Consider the following 18,066-nt stretch of genomic DNA (forward strand, 5'->3'; position numbering starts at 1 on the left):
GGCGCCGCCGCGGGGTTACCGCGGCTTCAGCGCCTCGACCACCTGCATGTGCCCCTGCAACGCGCCCAGCGTCAGGGCGGAGTTGCCGGCGGTGTCCATGCGAAAGGGATTGGCGCCGCGTTCGACCAGCAGGCGGGCGACGCGGTCGTGGCCGTTGTTTGCCGCGTACATCAGGGCCGACCAGCCGTGGCTCGCCACCCGGTCCACGGCCACGCCGTGGTCGAGCAGGGTGCGCACCACCCCCACATGGCCGCGCGCGGAGGCGGCCATCAGGGCGGTCTTGCCGTCGTCGTTGGTGGCGTCCAGCTCCGCCCCGGCGGCGGCCAGCGTCTGGATCACCCCCTCATGCCCGCCCCAGGCGGCGTACATGACGGCCGTGGCGCCGTCGGCGGTGCGCAGCTCCGTGCGGGCGCGGCTGTCGACCAGCACCTTCACGGCGTCGGCCAATCCCTGCTCCGCGGCCAGCATCAGCAGCGTCTTGCCGTTGTCCACGCGCTTGTTCGGGTCGGCGCCGCCGTCCAGCGCCCGCTTCAGGTCGGCGGGACGGCGCAGCAGGGCGATGGCGGATTCGCGGTTGTCCAGGCCGGGCTGCGCCTCCGTGGTGGTGCCGGAGGCAAGCGGCGGGTTGGCGCGGCGTTCGCCGGCCGCCTTGATGCGGTCGCGCAGGTCGCCGTTGCTGGGGGCGACGATCAGCGCCCGCTCGTAGAAGCGGCGGGCCTCGTCCCAATTGTTGTCGCGCTCGGACATGGCGGCCCAGCGGCGGTAGGTGTCCTCCATGACCGCCAGCAGTTCGGCGATTTCCGGCGTGGCCGGGGCGATCTCGCGCAGGCGCGACACGGTCTCGTAGGCGTTGTCGCCGGGCGGGGTGGTCAGGCGCTTGGCGGAGATCTGCCGACGCGCCTGATCGACGAGCGCGCGCACGCGCTGGGTGAGACCGCCTTCGCTGTCGGCCGGCAGGGGAGCGGCGGGCGCGGCCTGGGCCGCCGCACCCGGCGGGGTGGCCGGCGGGGTGACGGGGGCCTCCTCGACCAGCGGCGGCAGGGCGGCGGAGCCGGTTGGCGGTCCTTCGCCCTGGTCGGCCCGCGGCTTCGGCGGAGGCGGTTCCGCGCCGAGCGGGTCGCCGGGCGGGGGAAGCACCTTCGGCGGCGCGATGGCCGGGGCGAGCGGCGGCAGGTCCGGCTTGGCGATGGGCGCCGGGTCGAATTTCGCGACCTGCTGGACGGGCGATTGGGCGGGCTCCGCCGCCGTGGCCGGCATCGTCGTGGCCGGGGGCGTCGTGTTTGGTGGGGCGAGGGTGGGATTCTGCGCGCGGGCGAGCGCCAGCGCGTCCGGATCGCGGGGCTGGGCGGTTCGGTCCTCGGCGAAGGGCCGGCCTTCAAAGGGGTTATGGACATGCTCCGCCACATAGGCGCGCAGGTCCGACCAGCCGCGCTTGGCGTAGTCCAGGGCCTTGTCCGGCGATGCGCCGGGCACGGCCAGGGTCACGGCGGCCCCGGCGGCGCCCAGCAGGATCAGCGTGGTCACGGCGGCCCCGGCCAGCGCGGCGTGGCGCCGCCGGGGCGGCATCACCGGCAGGTCGGCGGCGAGGGCGCCGGACGCCTCCGGGGCGGTCCAGCCGTCCGGCGCGTCCCAGTCGTTGGCGGGCTCCCAGCTTTCCTTCTGGGCGTCCTTCTGGGACTCCTTGGCGGGCGGTTCCTTGGCGGGAAGCTCCTCGCCCTGGGGCGGTGCCATCGGGCGCAGGGCCGGCGCGGGCGCGGGTCGGGCCGTCGCGGAAGGGGTGACGGACGGGCCGGCGCCGGGCACCATGCGGTAGATGACGCCCAGCTCGCGCACCGCCTCGGCCAAGCCCGGACGGGCGAGGGAGCGCTCCAGCTCCGGCGTGCCGCACAGCAGCACCTGGAGGAAACGCCCGGCCGGAGTCTCCGACCGGGTCAGGTCGATCAGGTCGCCCAGCACCGGCGGGGTCAGCACGCCCGCGTTCTCCACCGCCAGCAGGCCCGAGCCGGCGAGGTCCAGCCGCTCCTCCAGTTCCGCGACCAGCGTGTCGAAGTCGCGGTCCTCCGTTTCGGAGGGCAGGACCGCGTCTCCGGCCGTGCCGATCAGGTCTTCCACCTCCGCACCCGGCGTGGCGGAGACCGGGAGAACCAGGGCGCCGTCGGAGGCGACCTGCTCCACCAGCTGCCGGAACACCGCGGCGCGGCCGGAGCCGGCGTCGCCCACCAGCAGCAGAAGCCGCTTGCGCGCCAGGAGCGCCAGCAGCAGGCCGTCGAAGACTTCCGCCTGTTCAGGGCGCAGGCGCGGGGTCTGCGAGGCGGCGGCGGAGGGGTGAGCCGAGGATGGCGTGGCTTTCGGAGCGGTACGGTCCATGGGGGCGCGCGCAATCCATAATGAGACGAATGTCTTCATGACTCTAGTGAGCCCCAGGCGCGGTGCGACGGTGCAAAGGGGCGGAGCCGTCCCCTCTTTTGGGGAGGTACGCCCGTTGGTGGGGCTGGAAGGGTGCCGGGCGCGCGGTATAGGGTTGCCTCCTTTTCCTCCATGGACGCGCAGCGCGCAGGAGCCTCATGCGCATCGGCATCGATCTGGGCGGGACGAAGATCGCCGCCACCCTCCTGGACGCCGAGGGGAACGAGCGGGCGCGGCACCGCGCCGACACGCCGCGCGACTATGACGGCACGCTCGCCGCGCTGGCCGGCGCGGTGGCGGAGGTGGAGCGGCAGGCGGGCGTTGTCTGGACGGGCGAGGCGGGGGCGAGCGTGGGGCTCTGCCTGCCGGGGATCGTCGACGCGGCAGCGGGCACCGTGCGGGCGGTGAACCTGCCCTGGCTGAACGGCCGGCCCTTCGCCGGGGATCTGGCCCGCGCGCTCGGAAGACCGGTGCGGATCGCCAACGACGCCAACGCCTTCGTCCTGTCGGAAGCGGTGGACGGCGCGGCGGCCGGCGCGCCCGTGGTGTTCGGCATCATCCTGGGCACCGGGGTCGGCGGCGGCATTGTCGTGGACCGGCGCATCCTGCCCGGCGCCAACGCGCTGGCCGGGGAATGGGGCCACACCCCGCTGCCCTGGCGGACGGAGGAGGACGGCCCGCCGGAACCCTGCGGCTGTGGCCGGGTGGGCTGCATCGAGACGCTGCTGTGTGGCGGTGGGCTCGCCCGCCTGCACGCGCGGCGGACGGGGGAGGCGCTGGAACCGCCCCGGATTGTGGAGCGGGCGGCGGCGGGCGACGCGGCGGCCACGGCGACGCTCCGCCACCACGCGGACGCGCTGGCCCGCGCGCTGGCGGCGGTGATCAACCTGCTCGACCCCGACGCCATCGTCGTCGGCGGCGGCCTGTCGAACCTGCCGGGGCTGTACGAGGCGGTGCCCGCCCTGTGGGGCCGCTGGGCGCTCAGCCCGGCGCCGCGCACCCGGTTCGTCCGCGCGCGGCACGGGGCGGACAGCGGCATGCGCGGCGCGGCATGGTTGTGGCCGTCAGCATAACGTCCACGAATGAAAAGGGGTTATTGGCGTAACTTTTGCTTGTTATGTCGGCAACCGAAAGGGAGCTGGCCCATGTATCGCAGAAAAACTGGAGTTCGCGTCGGAGCGAACGCGGCGTCGATGCAATTTGCAAATCGAAACGCGCATCTCGGTACGGGTGCCCCGGCGCGTGTGCGTTCCGCAAACGCGGCGCGCCATCTGGAGCAAGCCTGCGCCCGTCTTCAGGATGCGGCGGAGGAGCTGGAAACCGTCCTGGCCAGCATGCACGCACCGGATGGGCAGGCTGACGTGAACGAAGCCATCGGCTCGATCATGGAGACGCTGCGGCTGGTTTCGTCCGTCCACGCCCAACTCGATCATCCGAAGCACGTCGTCCCCGACGCGGCCGAATAACAGCGCGCGGCACCGGGTTCCGAAAACGCGAAAGGGCGGCTCCGCCGGGGAGCCGCCCTTTCGCGTTTCGCGTGTCCGCCTGAAGCGAATTGCCATTCGCTTCAGACTTAAATGGCCTCATTCGCCGGCCTGGCTTCGGCCGCATGAGCGACCGGGACCGCAGTCGCGGTCCAAAGCGGATCGAAATCCGCTTTGCGGGCGGCTGGGGACCGATTACTCGGAAACGGTCTGCCAGAAGAAGAACACGACGGCGGCGACCATCAGGGCGATGTCCATGGAAATCTCCTCGATCCAGGTTCGGACGCCTCTATACGACATTTTGCGCGCGCGTGCAGGGGGTTCGTTCACGCGGCGGACATTTTCCCGGCGATCCAGGTGGCGCGGACGCCGAGCCGCTCGTCCAGATGCACGAGGTCGGCGGCAAGGCCCGGCCTCAGCCGGCCGCGCGTTTCGGCCATGCCCAGGAAATCGGCGGGGTAGGCGGACGCCATGCGCAGCGCCTCGTCCAGCGGGATGCCGATCCGCTCCACGCAGTTGCGCACCGCGGTCGCCATGTCCAGGGCCGAGCCGGCCAGCGTGCCGTCGTCGGTGACGCAGCGCCCGTCCTTCACATGGATGGTCTGGCCGTAGAGCCGGAAGTCCGCACCGGTCCCCACCGGGGGCATGGCGTCGGTGACCAGGAACAGCTTGCCCCGCGCCTTGGCCTTCCAGGCGAGGCGGACGGAGGCGTCGTGAACGTGGTGGCCGTCCACGATGATGCCGCACCACACCGAATCGTCCTCCAGCGCCGCCCCGACCATGCCGGGCTCGCGGGAGCCGAGCTGGCTCATGGCGTTGAACAGGTGGGTGACACCGGTGACCCCGGCCTTGATGCCGGCCTTCGCCTGCGCCCAGGTGGCCGTGCTGTGGCCGGCGGCGACGCGGATGCCGGCGGCGGTCAGCGCGCGGATCGTCTCCGGCGGCACCGTCTCCGGCGCGAGCGTGACGAGCGCCGGCAGGCCCGCGAGGCTGTCCAGCAGGGCAAGGTCGACCGGGGCGGGCGGGGCGATGAAGCGGGCGTCGTGGACGCCGCGCCGCTCCACGGTGATGTGCGGGCCTTCCAGATGGATGCCCAGCACGCCCGGCACGCCCTCCGCCAAAGCGGCGCGCACGGCGGCCACGGCGGCGGCGCGCTTGTTCGCGTCGTCGGTGATGAAGGTGGGCAGAAGGCCGGTGGTGCCGAACCGGCGGTGCGACTCGGCGATGCGCCGGAGCGTCGCCACGTCGGGGGAGTCGTTGAACAGCGCCCCGCCGCCGCCATTCACCTGAAGGTCGATGAAGCCCGGCGCCAGGACCCCGCCGCCCAGATCATGGATGTCCGCGTCCGGCGGGACGGCCGCGCGCTCCACCAGCCCGGCGATCACCGGGCCATCGATCAGCAGGGCGGCGCGCTCCAGCACCGCGTCCCCGGTGTGGATCGTCGCGTTGACCAGAGCTTTCACTGGGCTTTTCAAGAGCTTGCTCCCGCTGTTGGCCTGTGCCGCGCGCAAGGAGAACGCCAGGACGGCGACGGGCGCAAGGGGGCTTTGAACACCGAGTAACCATCGAGCGTTTGTGGATTACGCCTTTGAGTTGCCCCGCTATGCCCTTTGTTAGGGATTGCCAGACGCGCCGCGTTTCTGGCAGAAAAAAGGCCGCTGGAATCAGCGGCCTGAGTTTAGGGAGGAAACGCCCAAGAAGGGCGAAGCAGCAATCGCTTGCTGCATTGCAAAATTAACAAGTTCTCAGGTGGGTGCAAACCCCCGCTTCGGCCCCTTCGCGGGGCCGAAGTCGTTTCCGGGGATACTGTGGCGCGATGGTCACAGTCCCATCGGCAGAGCCCCGGACCCAACGGCGTCCCGTTTCGTTGTTCGTTGCATGCGAATGAATGAAGGGGGTAACAGGTGTCCTTGGTGCAGCCGCCACCCGGCAACATTCCGGAGCAGGGTCCGGACAAGCCTTCCGCGCTCGCTCGTTTCGAGGAATTCGCGGCGGCCCTGGGGGACCGGCAGCCCGCCGTCTTCCTGGATTACGACGGAACCCTGACGCCCATCGTGGACCGGCCGGACCTCGCCGTGCTGGACGGGACCGTCCGGGCGACGATCCGCCGGCTCGCCAGCCTGTGCCCCGTCGCGGTGGTCAGCGGGCGCGACCTGGACGACGTGGCGCGGCTGGTCGGGCTGGAGGAGCTGGTCTACGCCGGCAGCCACGGCTTCGACATCCGCGGTCCCAGCCTGCGCACCCAGATCGGGCTGGAGTATCTGAACGAGCTGGACGGGGCCGACGCCGCGCTGAAGGAACGGCTGTCCGCCGTGCCGGGCCTGCTGGTGGAGCGCAAGCGCTTCGCCATCGCCGTGCACACCCGCCGCGTCGCATCGCCGGACAAGCCGGCCGTCGCGGAGGCGGTGCGCAATGTCGCGGCCGACCACCCGCAGCTGCGCGTCACCGGCGGCAAGGAAATCCACGAGCTGCGGCCCAACCTGCCCTGGGACAAGGGGCGGGCGGTGCTGGCGCTGCTCGACGCGCTGGGGCTGGCGGGGGCGGAGACGGTGCCGCTCTACCTCGGCGACGACGAGACGGACGAGGACGCCTTCCGTGCCTTGAATAGCCGGGGCATCGGCGTCCGCGTCATGGACCGGCCCGGCGCCAGCGCGGCGGACTGGAGCCTGAAGGACCCGGCCGAGGCGGCCGCCTTCCTGGAGCGGCTGACCGACTGGCTGGCCGATTCGTGACGTTCACGGACCCTTTACCACGGTGGGTTTAGGCTGGACGGGACCGCAACAGGACACCCGACATGGCCATCGACGGCATCGGGGGCGCCTTCGGTGCCCCGACCCTGCCCACCCTGCCGGAGCCGCAGGCCGCCGCCCTCGCCGGCCTTCAGGACGCGCAGGCCCGCGCGCAGGACGCGGGCACGCAGCTCGCCGCCGGGAATCTCGACCCGGCGGTGGTGGTCAGCCTCTCCTCCGCCCAGACCGACTTCGCCGCCAACGTCAAGGTGATGCAGGCGGCGCAGGAGAACACGAAGCGCATGCTGGACATGCTGGTGTAACCGCGCGCGCTGGAAGGAAAGGGAAGGGAAGGGCCGGGCGGATTTGCCGCACCCGGCCATGCCCGGTTCGGTTGGGCAGGGGGGCGGCTTCGCGATTATTCCTTCGGATGTTCCGCAATTCATCCGAGAGGAAGACCTTATGATTACCCGTAGGGGCTTCGCTGCCTCGCTGGCCGGGCTGGCCGCCGCTCCCCTGGCGGTCGCCGCGCTTGGCCTGCCGGCCGCCACCCAGGCGGCGGGAGTGCCGAAGGCGTCCGACACGGCCGGCGCCTTTGCCGGCATCACCGGCATCGACACCCACGCCCACATCTTCGAGGTGGGCATGAAGCTCGCCGATGTGCGCCGCTACGCGCCGGACTACAACGCGAAGCTGGCGGATTATCTGGCGGTCCTGGACCAGCACGGCATGTCGCACGGTGTGCTGGTGCAGCCGAGCTTCCTCGGCACCGACAACAGCTACATGGCCGAAGCGCTGAAGGCCGAGCCCAAGCGCCTGCGCGCGGTCGGCGTGATCGACCCGAGCGACCTCGGCAAGATCGACGAGTTGAACGCCATCGGCGTCGTGGGCGCCCGGCTGAACCTGTATTCGCTGCCGGACCCCGACCTGACCTCGCCCGACTGGCAGGCTGCCATCGCGCGGATGCGCGACCACGGTTGGCACATGGAGTTCCATGCGGAGCCGGAACGCACGGCGCGCCTGATGCAGCCGGTGTTGAAGGCCGGGGTGAAGGTGGTGGTCGACCATTTCGGCCGTCCGAATGCCAAGCTGGGCATCGACGATCCGGGCTTCCGCGCCATCCTCAAGGCGGGGTCGACCGGGCTCGTCTGGGTCAAGATCTCGGGCTTCTACCGCAACGGCGCGGACGGACGCGGCGAGGAGGTCGCGCTGGCCGCCATGCCCCTGCTGCGCGACGCCATCGGTGTCGAGCGTCTGCTGTGGGGCAGCGACTGGCCGCACACCAGCTTCGAGAAGACGCTGTCCTACCCGTCTTCCCATGCCATGCTGGAAAAACTGTTGCCGGACGCGCGCGACCGGCACACCGTCCTGGTCGAGGTTCCGGCGCGCCTTTTCCGCTTTGTTTGATGGGGGTATTTGATGGGTGTGGCTGGCGCCTGCCCTATGGAGACGCCAGCGCACCTTATACGCGGTCCGAAACATTCGGGCCGTTGCGTTCACACGCCACGCAAGCTTCGGCCCTCGCGGGCCGCGGCCGCCGTCGCGACCGATGCCGTGTTCAAAACGTCAGAACTTTTCGAACATGGCATCATACCGCCGGCATCTGAAGGCGCCGCCGGCATGACCCTTTCGATCAATGCTAACGCATTGATCTGCCGTGTTTTACGGTTGGTAAATGATGGAAGCGATCATTTTCCAACCGTATCAAAGGGCGAGGTAGGCGCGGCGCACCGATTCGTCGTCCAGCAAGGCCTGCATCGGGCCTTCGAAGCGGATGCGGCCCTTCTCGATGACGGCGGCGCGGTCGGCCACGGCGGCGGCGAAGGCGAGGTTCTGTTCGGACAGCAGGACCGACAGCCCCTCCGCCTTCAGGGCGCGGACGGCGTCGGCCATCTGCTGGACGATGCGCGGGGCGAGGCCCTCCGACGGCTCGTCGAGGAGGAGCAGGGACGGGTTGCCCATCAGCGTGCGGGCGAGGGTGAGCATCTGCTGCTCCCCGCCGCTCATCCGGCCGCCGCGCCGGCCGCGCATCTCCGCAAGGTTGGGGAAGAGGGCGTAAAGCCGGACCGGCGTCCAGGCCGGGGCGCCGGGGCGGGGCGGCTGGCGGCCGACCTCCAGGTTTTCCTCCACCGTCAGGTCGGTGAAGACGCGCCGGTCCTCCGGCACGTAGCCGAGCCCGAGCCGCGCGATGCGGTGCGGCGGCAGGGCGGAGACGTCGCGCCCGTCGAAGGCGACCTCCCCCGCGCGGGCGTCGAGCAGCCCCATGATCGCCTTCATGGTCGTGGTCTTGCCGGCCCCGTTGCGGCCCATCAGGGCCACCACCTCGCCCCGGCCCACGGTCAGGTCCACGCCCATCAGGATGTGCGCACGCCCGTACCAGGCCTGGAGGTCCCGGACGGAGAGAAGGGCGGCGGCGCTCATGCGGCGGTCCCCAGATAGACGGCCTGCACGCGGGCGTCGGCGCGCACGGAGTCGGGCGTGCCCTCGGCGATCAGCTGCCCGCGGTCGAGCACCACGATCCGAGTCGCGTGGCCGAAGACCACGTCCATGTCGTGTTCGGTGAAGAGGACGGCGAGCCCGCGCTCCCGCACCAGGGAGGAGGTCAGGGCCATCAGCTCCTGCCGCTCGGCCGGGGCCATGCCGGCGGTGGGCTCGTCCATCAGCAGGATCTTCGGGTCGCTGGCCAGCGCCATGGCAAGCTCCACCCGCTTCAGGTCGCCGTAGGCCAGCACGCCGCAGGGCCGGTCGGCCTGCGCGCCCATGCCGACGCGCTCCAGAAGGGTTTGCGCCTCGTCGCGGAAGCACGCGGTAGCCGGCGACCACAGGCCGAACAGGCGCTTGCGGCAGGACAGGAAGACCATCTGCACATTCTCGCGCACCGTCATCGAGGAGAAGGTCGCGGTGATCTGGAAGGTGCGCCCGACGCCGAGCCTCCAGATCTTGCGCGGCGGCAGCCCGACCAAATCCACCCCGTCCAGCCGCACCGTGCCGGCATCGGGGCGGAGCTGCCCGTTCAGCAGGTTGAAGCAGGTGGTCTTGCCCGCCCCGTTCGGGCCGATCAGCGCCAGCAGCTCTCCTTCCGCGATGGAGAAGGTCACGCCGCGCACCGCCTTCACCCCGCCGAAGGAGCGTTGCAGGTTCTCGACGACCAGACGGCTCACGTCTCCCTCCCGCGGGTCCAGAGGTCGCGCGCGAAGCCGGCCACGCCCTTGGGGAAGGCCAGCACCAGCACCACGATGATCAGGCCCAGCACCAGCCGCCACCAGTCGGTCAGGCTCATCGCCTGCGTCTCCAGCAGGTGGAAGAGGGCCGCACCGACGACCGGGCCGCTCAGCGTCTGGATGCCGCCCATCAGCACCATCACCAGCGCGTCCACCGATACCGGCACGGCCATCAGGGTGGGAAACACGCTGCCCTTGGAAAAGGCGTAGAGCCCGCCGGCCAGACCCGCCGCCGACCCGGCCAGCGCGAAGGCGAACCACTGGTGCCGGCGCACGTCGATGCCCACGGCCTCCGCCCGCAGAGCCGAGTCGCGGCCGGCGCGCAGGGCGTAGCCGAAGGGGGCGAAGGCGGCGCGGCGCAGCAGGAACAGCGCCCCGCCGGCCAGCGCCAGGGTCAGCAGATAGTAGGCGGGCTTCGCGGCGGCCCAGGCCGGCGGCCAGACGCCCAGGATGCCGTTGTCGCCGCCGGTGACCCCGTACCACTGGAAGACCACCGACCAGGCGATCTGCGCGAAGGCCAGCGTCAGCATGGCGAAGTAGAGCCCCGAGCGCCGCACGCAGAACCAGCCGGCGATCAGCGCGCCGACGCCGGCCAGCAGCGGCGCCGCGGCGAGCGCCAGCGGCATGGGCGCGGCCAGATGCTTGACCATCAGCCCCGCCCCGTAGGCGCCCAGCCCGAAATAGGCGGCGTGCCCGAAGGACACCAGCCCGCCCAGCCCGATCAGCAGATGCAGGCTGGCCGCCATCAGGGCCAGGATGACCACCTCGGTCAGCACGATCAGCGCGTAGTCGCCGGCCACCAGCGGCACGAGGGCGAGCAGGGCCAGGATGAGGGCGGGGACCCAGCGGCCGATTCCCTGCGACGGAATCAGCGGCGGGCCGGGGCTGGTCGCGGTGGGCGGCGCGTCCTCCGCCCGGCCGAGCAGGCCGTAGGGACGGATCACCAGGACCACCGCCATGAACAGGAAGACCAGCACCAGCGTGATCTGCGGGAAGGCCAGGATGCCGAAGGCCTGCAATTGCCCGATCAGGAGGGAGGCGATGAAGGCCCCCGTCAGGCTGCCCATGCCTCCGACCACGACCACGACGAAGGCCTCCACCACGATGGCCATGTCCATGTGCAGGTTCACCGCCTCGCGCGGGACCTGCAACGCGCCGCCGAGGCCGGCGAGCGTCGAGCCCAGGAACAGGACGCCGGTGAAGAGGCGCGCGGGCTCGATCCCCAGCGCCGCCGTCATCTCCCGGTCCTGGGTCGCGGCGCGGACCAGCGTGCCCCAGCGCGTGCGGTTGAACAGCAGCCACAGCAGGCCGAGGATGGTTGGACCGAGGGCGATGAGGACGAGGTCGTAGAGCGGGAAGGGCTGGCCGAGGATGTCGACGGAGCCCTTGAGGCCCGGCGCCCTCCGGCCCAGCAGATCCTCGGCACCCCAGGCGTAGGAGGTGACGTCCTGGATCACCAGGACGACGCCGAAGGTGGCGAGCAGCTGGAACAGCTCCGGCGAGCGGTAGAGGCGGCGCAGAAGCCCGACCTCCATCAGCGCGCCGAGCAGGCCGACGCCGAGGGAGGCCAGCGCCACCCCGCCCCAGAAGCCGAGCGGGGTGGAGCCCCAGCGCTCGATCAGGCTCCAGCCGATGTAGGCGCCCAGCATGTAGAAGGAGCCGTGCGCGAAGTTCACGATCCGTGTCACGCCGAACACGATGGTCAGCCCCGACGACACCAGGAACAGCGTCGCCGCCGCCGCAAGGCCGCTGAGGAACTGGACGAGGTAGAAGGACATCGCCGTTACCGCGCGTCTCTTTGAAGGAGGCGTGTTGCCCCCTCCCTAACCCTCCCCCGCTGACGCAGGGGAGGGGATTTGGGCCCTCTCCTGCGAAGCGGGGGAGGGAAGGGACCCACGCGTCAGCGTGGGGAGGGTGGGGGCACCGGCAACGCTCACTCCGCCCGCAGCTTGCGGACGGCCTCGTCGGAGGGGAGGTAGTTGGCGCCGTCGGCGTAGCGCCAGTCCTTCATGGTGCCGCGCCCGTCCTTCACCGTGGTCTTGCCCACATAGGCGCCCATGGTCGCCTGATGGTCGAGCGCACGGAAGGTGATCGGGCCGAAGGGGCTGGTCAGCTGGAGGCCGGACAGGGCGTCCACCAGCTTTTCCGGATCGGTGGAGCCGGCCTTCTCGACCGCCGCGGCGATCGCCTTGAAGGTGGCGTAGCCGACGACGGAGCCCTGGCGCGGCGCCTCGTTGAAGCGCTTGCGGTAGGCGTCGCGGAAGGCTTTGTGCTCCGGCGTGTCGATCTGGTCCCAGGGATAGCCGGTGACGATCCAGCCCTCGGGCGCCTCGTCCTTCATCGGCTCCAGATACTCGGGCTCGCCGGTCAGCAGGCTGACGACGCTGCGGTTGCGGAACAGGCCGCGCCCCTCGCCCTCGCGCACGAACTTGGCGAGGTCGGCGCCGAAGGTGACGTTGAAAATGGCGTCCGGCTTGGCGGCGGCCAGCGCCTGCACGGTCGGGCCGGCCTCCAGCTTGCCCTGGACCGGCCACTGCTCCGCCACGAACTCCACGTCCGGGCGCTTTTCCTGGAGCAGCTGCTTGAACCAGGACACCGCCGACTGGCCGTATTCGTAGTTGGGCGCCACGGTGGCCCAGCGCTTGGCCGGCAGCTTGGCCGCCTCCTCCACCAGCATGGCGGCCTGCATGTAGGTGCTGGGGCGCAGGCGGAAGGTGTAGCGGTTGCCCTTGGTCCAGGTGATGGCGTCGGTCAGCGGCTCCGCCGCGACGAAGGGCACCTTGTTGCGCGCGGCGAAATCGGCCACCGCCAGCCCGACGTGCGAGAAGTAGGTGCCGGCCAGCAGCTCCACCTTCTCGTTGCTGACCAGCTCCTGCGCGACGCGGACGGCGTCGTCGGGCTTGCCGGCGTCGTCGCGGGAGATCACCTCCAGCTTGCGCCCGCCGAGCAGGCCGCCGGCGGCGTTCACCTCCTCCACCGCCAACTGCCAGCCCTGGCGGTAGGGGATGGTGAAGGCGGGCAGGCCGGTGTAGCTGTTCACCTCGCCGACGCGAATCGGCGCGGTGCCGCTGTCGGCCTGGGGGGGCGCCTGGGCATGCGAGACGGCGGGCTGGGCTGCGGCGAACAACGCGGCGGCGCCCAGCAGCATGAGGGTGTGGCGGCGGTTCATGGTCGTGCGATTACCCGGCGCGGTTGGCGAAAGCTGCGGCGCAACCATATGCAACGGCGATCCGCCAAGGAGGCACCAAGCGGCGGCTGCGTGAACGCATGGCTGCGTTCATAGCAAACCCACCGCAAATGTCACCGTTCCGTTGCGCCGTTTCCGCTTTTCGTCGTCCGGGGTTCGCCCGGCGGTTCTCCTGAAGGCAATCGCGTTGCCGGGCGGAAGCCCGCCCCGATCACGCGCGCAAGCCCGCCGGGATCACATCAGGCGCGCCAAAAGGCCGAGGAACGTCGCGCGTTCGTCGGCAGACATCGGGGCCAGCGTCCTGTCGTGCGCCTGCATCGCGTTCGCCAGCAGAGCGCTGACCAGTGATTGTCCGGAGCGCGTCAGGCGCACGCTGGTGCGGCGCCGGTCCTGCGGGTCGGGCTGCCGCTCCACCAGGGTGCGCTCGACAAGGCGCAGGATGACGCCCTGCGTCGTCGCGGGATCCATGAAGGTGAGGCGCCCAAGCTGATTCTGCGACAGCGCACCTTCGGTCCGCAGGGTCACCAGGGCGGCCCACTGGGTGGGGGTGAGCTGCGCATCGCCGATCACATCCATGAAGATCGACGAGGCGCGCTGGTGGGCGCGACGGAGGCGGTAATGCACCTGTTCCGTCAGCAGATAGTCGTCGGGCGACGTCTGGGCGATGAGTTCCATGTGCGCACACGAGCGTTGCGGTGCCGGCCCGTTGCACCGGGCGTCGGCGGAAGGTTCACGGAGCGCGGCGCCCGCTGGGCGAGGCTTGCCGCCCGGACCCTGATTCGAACGGAAAGCTCAAATCCGAGCCAAATGCGATGCGCTCCGATCACCAGCCTATGTCCGCAATTCCAGATAGGCAACGCTTGTTGCTGCGGCATAGGGCCACAGTTCTGACCCATTCACCTTTTAATAACCTAAAGCATTCGTTACCGGTGGTCTGTGGAGTGTCTGAACTGTCGACGCTCCATCTTTGCAGTGCGTTTACGTTCGAAGATGCGCGCTTTGGTGCTACCAAAGGGCGTCCCCATTTTTCAATTAGGGTTTTTGCTTAGGCGGGTAGGTGTTGGGCGGCGGAGTCTTTTCGCGATCCGATTTCGGAAGGTCTCCTTCCGGCGGAGGCACGCTCCCGGGCGTGTAGGGCGGCATCATGTCATCGTTGGGATGTTCGGGCGACTTGGGCGGCGGTGGAGTGTTCAAATGCTTGGCCATGGCAGCGCTTCCGTTTCATCGTGGAAAGTCTTGCATTGAACGGGTCTCGTGAACGGCGGTTCCCACCCCTGCCGAACGAGTTCCTCGCTTTTGGCCTATGACCTTTGCCCTAGTCCTTCGGGCGCGCATCAATAGTGCGCGCGTCTGACGCAAGTCTTGTTGCGCCGACAACACAGGAGCGCGCAAAAACCTTGGGCTGCCGGCTTCACTGTTGCATTGACACCACGCAGTGAGTTGTCTTTGCAGCGACTGTCCGCTTCCGCCGGAGCGGCGATTGCACAATTCCACGGCCGTTCGGCCAGCCGGTCGTTCGGCCGTCCGCCCGAACAGAGCCACTGATTTCAGCCTTGCGCGGTGACCCATGAAGTCCAGTTCCTTGTCCTTCCTCGCCCTCGCGCTCGCGTCGTCGTTTCTGACGACGCTGGCGGCGTCCAAGCCCGTGAACGCTCAGGAACTGCAGCGCGGCGAGACCGTGCTGGAGCGCCGACGCCCGGAGGTCGAGCAGCTCGGCGTCCGCGCCGGCGCGTTCCGCATCCTGCCGCGCCTCGAAACCGGCCTGACGTACGAGAGCAACGTCTTCGCGACCGAGAACAACACGAAGGACGACTACATCTGGGTCATCCAGCCGCGCGTCGACGTCCGTTCCGATTTCAACAACCACGCGCTGAACTTCTCGGCCTCCGGCAACATCGGCCAGTATTTCGACTTCTCCAGCGAGAACTACCAGGACTACCGCGTCCAGGCGGACGGCCGCTACGACATCACGCGGGACTCGTCGATCAGCGCGCTGGTCTTCAACCGCCGCGACCATGAGGGCCGGTCCGACCCCGACGTCCAGCGGACGCTGGCGACGGCGCTCGCGGAGCCGACCAACTACTACACCAGCGGCGGCGATCTGGCCTTCAACCAGCGCTTCAACCGCCTGCGCTTCCGCCTGTCGGGCCTCGCCCACTACACCTCCTACGAGGATGCGAAGCTGATCGGTGGCCGGAAGGAGTCGCAGGAAGACCGCGACCGCTGGGATTACGCCAGCACCGGCCGCGTCGGCTACGAGTTCCTTGAGGGCTACGAGGCCTTCGTCCAGGGCACCTACTCCTGGACCCGCTATCGCCTGAGCCCCGATTTCGGCGGGATCAGGCGCGACTCCGACGGCTATGAGGTGGTGGGCGGCCTGTCCACCGACCTGACCGGGCTGATCACCGGCGAGGTCTACGCGGGCTACCTGAGCAAGAACTACGACGATCCGAGCCTGAAGGACTTCAACGGCCTCGCCGTCGGCGGCCGTCTGACCTGGAGCGTGACGCAGCTCACCACCGTCACCAGCTCGCTCAGCCGCCAGGTGCGCGAGACGACCTTCACGCAGAACGGCCAGCAGGCCTCCAGCTACAACCGCACCGTCTTCGCGGTGGGCGTGGACCACGAGCTGCTGCGCACCCTGCTGCTGAACGCCCGCGCCCAGTGGCGCCAGGACGACTTCAACGGCGTGGACCGCACGGACAACGTCTACACGCTGGGCGCCGGCGCCAGCTATCAGCTGAACCGCTACCTGTTCCTGACCGGCGGCTACACTTACGAAAAGCGTAATTCGAATCTCGAACGCTTCGATTACTCCGACAACCTGGTCTATCTCCGCGTCGGCGCTCAGTTGTAGTCCGCGCGTCCAGAGTTCATAAAAAGGGGCGTCTGCCGTTCGGCGGGCGCCCTTTTGCTTTGGTGCCTATCCTGGGGTGCGAATCCTTTTCCTCCTTTGGCGTTACTTCCTCTCCACTTTTTCCCAAGCGCGTGCGAGTTGCTAGTCTCCCTCTGAGAGCGTTCAGGGGCGTGATGTCCGTGAAGAGACACGCGCCTCTCATGTGCCAACGAGCCAGGGAAGGGTTAGGGATGATTCGACGTCATTTGTTCCGCGCGCTCGGAATGACCGTGATCGCCGCCGCGATGGCCGGCTGCGCCGGTATGGATGCGCCCCCCGAGCCGCCCGGTGTGGCCCAGATGACGGATTACCGTCTGGGGTCCGGCGATTCGCTGCGCGTCATCGTCTTCGGTGAGGAGCAGTTGTCCGGCGAGTTCCGCGTCGACGGCTCCGGCAAGGTCGCCATGCCGCTGATCGGCGAGGTGCCGGCCAAGGACCGCACGGTCCGGGAAATGGAGAGCGACATCGCCCGCCGCCTGTCGCAGGGCTACGTCAAGGACGCCAAGGTCAGCGTGGAAGTGCTGAACCACCGTCCCTTCTTCATCCTGGGCGAGGTCCGCAACCCCGGCCAGTACCAGTATGTGAACGGCATGACCGCGCTGTCCGCGGTCGCCATGGCCGGCGGCTATACCTACCGCGCCAAGGAAGACTATGTGCTGATCACCCGCGGCGCCGATCCGAAGAAGGAGCTGCGCAAGGCCCCGATCACCACGCCGGTGATGCCCGACGACGTGCTGCGCGTGCCGGAGCGCTATTTCTGAGCGCGCATGGCCGGAATTCGACGCCAAAGAGAAACCCCTCTCCCGTGTGGGAGAGGGGTTTCTCGTTTCGGGACCGCTCGGCGTTCCGGACTACTCGTTCCGCTTCTGACGCACGCCGTAGTCGCCCTTCATGAAGGCGTCGGTGCCCTTGGCGTGGCCGGGCGGGGTGCGCTGGTCCTCGGGCACGACCGCGTCCGTGGCGATCTCCGGTGGCGGGCGGGTGCCGGCGGCCTCGTCGTCGGTGCCGAGCGGGGCGGCGGCCGGGTCGGCGGCCGGGACCTTGTCCCCCGACAGCCCCTTGTCCGTGGCGTCGCGCAGGCGCTGCGCCGCCATGTTCGGGGGATTGGTGGAGCGGTCGTCGGAAGGCGACGTCATTCAGGAACCTCGGCTGGGTCTGGGGCTGGGTTTGGGGGCTGAGAAACGTGCGTTCCCCGTTCCAACCGGTCCCGGTCGCCGCCGGTTCCCGCCCGCCGTCAGAGTCGCGCGGCCATCTCCGCCAGTTTGGCGACCGTGTTCATGTTCCGCGCGGTCCCAGCCCTCGCCGCGGGGATGACGAGCCGTGTGCGCGCCATGCCGCTGGGATAATGGACATAGATCTCCCGCACGCCGAGTCTGACCTCCTCGTCCACCAGCCCGCTGAGCCGGTCGAGCGCATCGGCGGACGGCGGTTCGTCGAGGAAGATCGCGACCACGCTGTTGGGCGCGCCGTTCGGGAAGGGATTGCCGTCCCTCACGGCGGCCATCTCCGCCGCGCTGCGGACGAGCACGCCGACCGGCTTGCCGGCGTAGGCCGCGAGGCGACTTTCCAGGGACACCTTGACCTCCGACTCCGAGAGGATGCTCTCGAAGACGACGTTGCCGCTGGCGATGTAGGTTCGCACGTCCGCGAAGCCGGCCTGTTCGCAGATGCCTTTCAGATCCTGCATCGGGAGCTTGCCGGTTCCCCCGACGTTGACGGCGCGCAACAGGGCGACATAGGCCGTCACGGTCTTCTCCGATAGAGGGAGCGGCGTGTGGTGCGGGAAATGGTGCCGGTTGCAGGGCTCGAACCCGCGACCTTCGGTTTACAAAACCGCTGCTCTACCAACTGAGCTAAACCGGCGTGTCCCTTTGCGTGGGGCGTCTAGACTAGCGTCCCGCGGTGCCGGGGACAAGCGTCACCTGCGGCATGGTCGTGCCGCCGGCGGGGTGCCGTGACGGACCGGTTGCGGCCTCGCGTCGGTTGGGTGAAATTTTCCGGAAGGGGAGGCCCCACGGTTGACCGTCCGCGACGGCCGGTCCTAGAGCGTGTCGTCAGTTGAGCCAGATGACAGCCGAGACGAGGTAAACGGCGGCCAGAAAGGTGCTGGCAAGCTTGTCGTAGCGTGTGGCAATGGCCCGGA

General features: G+C 69.6%; 16 protein-coding genes, 1 tRNA gene and 1 pseudogene. 7 read left to right on the forward strand and 11 right to left on the reverse strand.

All coding sequences use genetic code 11. The features are described 5' to 3' along the window. Positions 1-15: 15 nt before the first annotated feature. Positions 16-2,367, reverse strand: coding sequence for an ankyrin repeat domain-containing protein (locus ACSVC7_RS21965; RefSeq protein WP_448206680.1), 2,352 nt, complete (start codon positions 2,365-2,367; stop codon positions 16-18). A 197-nt stretch (positions 2,368-2,564) separates the two neighbouring features. Here ACSVC7_RS21965 and ACSVC7_RS21970 point away from each other — a divergent pair, with 197 nt between their 5' ends. Further along, a complete protein-coding gene (locus ACSVC7_RS21970) occupies positions 2,565-3,479 on the forward strand; it encodes an ROK family protein (protein WP_448206679.1) in 915 nt (304 codons plus the stop codon). Positions 3,480-3,650: 171 nt separating this feature from the next. Continuing rightward, entirely contained in the window at positions 3,651-3,872 is a 222-nt protein-coding gene (locus ACSVC7_RS21975; RefSeq protein WP_448206678.1) for a hypothetical protein, read from the forward strand. 344 nt (positions 3,873-4,216) lie between these two features. On the opposite strand, the gene nagA is transcribed toward ACSVC7_RS21975, so the two are convergent. Then, positions 4,217-5,365 carry an N-acetylglucosamine-6-phosphate deacetylase gene (gene nagA, locus ACSVC7_RS21980; RefSeq protein ID WP_448206677.1) on the reverse strand — a complete coding sequence of 383 codons (1,149 nt, stop codon included), beginning with the start codon at positions 5,363-5,365 and terminating at the stop codon, positions 4,217-4,219. A 429-nt stretch (positions 5,366-5,794) separates the two neighbouring features. Between nagA and otsB the strand changes: the two genes are divergently transcribed. The 3 genes from otsB to ACSVC7_RS21995 all read left to right on the forward strand — a co-directional run bounded on the left by otsB (position 5,795) and on the right by ACSVC7_RS21995 (position 8,026). After that, positions 5,795-6,622 carry a trehalose-phosphatase gene (gene otsB / locus ACSVC7_RS21985; protein WP_448206676.1) on the forward strand — a complete coding sequence of 276 codons (828 nt, stop codon included), beginning with the start codon at positions 5,795-5,797 and terminating at the stop codon, positions 6,620-6,622. 62 nt (positions 6,623-6,684) lie between these two features. Continuing rightward, positions 6,685-6,942: a hypothetical protein gene (locus tag ACSVC7_RS21990; protein WP_448206675.1), complete on the forward strand. Its 258-nt coding sequence runs from the start codon at positions 6,685-6,687 to the stop codon at positions 6,940-6,942. A 139-nt stretch (positions 6,943-7,081) separates the two neighbouring features. Continuing rightward, the gene (locus tag ACSVC7_RS21995; RefSeq protein ID WP_448206674.1) at positions 7,082-8,026 is read left to right on the forward strand and encodes an amidohydrolase family protein; all 945 of its coding nucleotides are present in this window, start codon (positions 7,082-7,084) and stop codon (positions 8,024-8,026) included. 297 nt (positions 8,027-8,323) lie between these two features. Here the strand turns inward: ACSVC7_RS21995 and ACSVC7_RS22000 are convergent, their stop codons facing one another. From ACSVC7_RS22000 to ACSVC7_RS22020, 5 genes are all read right to left on the reverse strand, one after another. Continuing rightward, entirely contained in the window at positions 8,324-9,040 is a 717-nt protein-coding gene (locus ACSVC7_RS22000; RefSeq protein ID WP_448206673.1) for an ABC transporter ATP-binding protein, read from the reverse strand. Continuing rightward, on the reverse strand, positions 9,037-9,780 hold the full coding sequence (locus ACSVC7_RS22005) for an ABC transporter ATP-binding protein (protein ID WP_448206672.1): 744 nt from the start codon (positions 9,778-9,780) through the stop codon (positions 9,037-9,039). Before ACSVC7_RS22005 ends, ACSVC7_RS22000 begins: the two co-directional genes overlap by 4 nt. Next, complete coding sequence (locus ACSVC7_RS22010) at positions 9,777-11,618, reverse strand: ABC transporter permease (protein WP_448206671.1); 1,842 nt, start codon at positions 11,616-11,618, stop codon at positions 9,777-9,779. Before ACSVC7_RS22010 ends, ACSVC7_RS22005 begins: the two co-directional genes overlap by 4 nt. Before the next feature lie 155 nt (positions 11,619-11,773). Next, on the reverse strand, positions 11,774-13,009 hold the full coding sequence (locus ACSVC7_RS22015) for an ABC transporter substrate-binding protein (protein ID WP_448206670.1): 1,236 nt from the start codon (positions 13,007-13,009) through the stop codon (positions 11,774-11,776). 252 nt (positions 13,010-13,261) lie between these two features. Beyond that, the gene (locus ACSVC7_RS22020; protein ID WP_448206669.1) at positions 13,262-13,702 is read right to left on the reverse strand and encodes a MarR family winged helix-turn-helix transcriptional regulator; all 441 of its coding nucleotides are present in this window, start codon (positions 13,700-13,702) and stop codon (positions 13,262-13,264) included. An 892-nt stretch (positions 13,703-14,594) separates the two neighbouring features. On the opposite strand from ACSVC7_RS22020, the gene ACSVC7_RS22025 reads away from it, so the two are divergent. Together ACSVC7_RS22025 and ACSVC7_RS22030 are read left to right on the forward strand one after the other, a co-directional pair. After that, complete coding sequence (locus tag ACSVC7_RS22025) at positions 14,595-15,884, forward strand: outer membrane beta-barrel protein (protein ID WP_448206668.1); 1,290 nt, start codon at positions 14,595-14,597, stop codon at positions 15,882-15,884. A 230-nt stretch (positions 15,885-16,114) separates the two neighbouring features. Next, positions 16,115-16,684: a polysaccharide biosynthesis/export family protein gene (locus tag ACSVC7_RS22030; RefSeq protein WP_448206667.1), complete on the forward strand. Its 570-nt coding sequence runs from the start codon at positions 16,115-16,117 to the stop codon at positions 16,682-16,684. Between the two features lie 90 nt (positions 16,685-16,774). Here ACSVC7_RS22030 and ACSVC7_RS22035 read toward each other — a convergent pair whose 3' ends face one another. From ACSVC7_RS22035 to ACSVC7_RS22050, 4 genes and pseudogenes are all read right to left on the reverse strand, one after another. Then, positions 16,775-17,059 (reverse strand): hypothetical protein, encoded by a 285-nt coding sequence (locus ACSVC7_RS22035; protein WP_448206666.1) that lies wholly within the window; start codon positions 17,057-17,059, stop codon positions 16,775-16,777. A 98-nt stretch (positions 17,060-17,157) separates the two neighbouring features. Further along, positions 17,158-17,670 (reverse strand): DUF1697 domain-containing protein, encoded by a 513-nt coding sequence (locus tag ACSVC7_RS22040; protein ID WP_448206665.1) that lies wholly within the window; start codon positions 17,668-17,670, stop codon positions 17,158-17,160. 40 nt (positions 17,671-17,710) lie between these two features. Continuing rightward, positions 17,711-17,786 (reverse strand) — tRNA-Thr (locus ACSVC7_RS22045). 191 nt (positions 17,787-17,977) lie between these two features. Next, positions 17,978-18,066, reverse strand: a pseudogene (locus ACSVC7_RS22050) (IS5/IS1182 family transposase); the annotation flags it as partial.

It is taken from the genome of Azospirillum mesophilum (genome assembly GCF_053470405.2).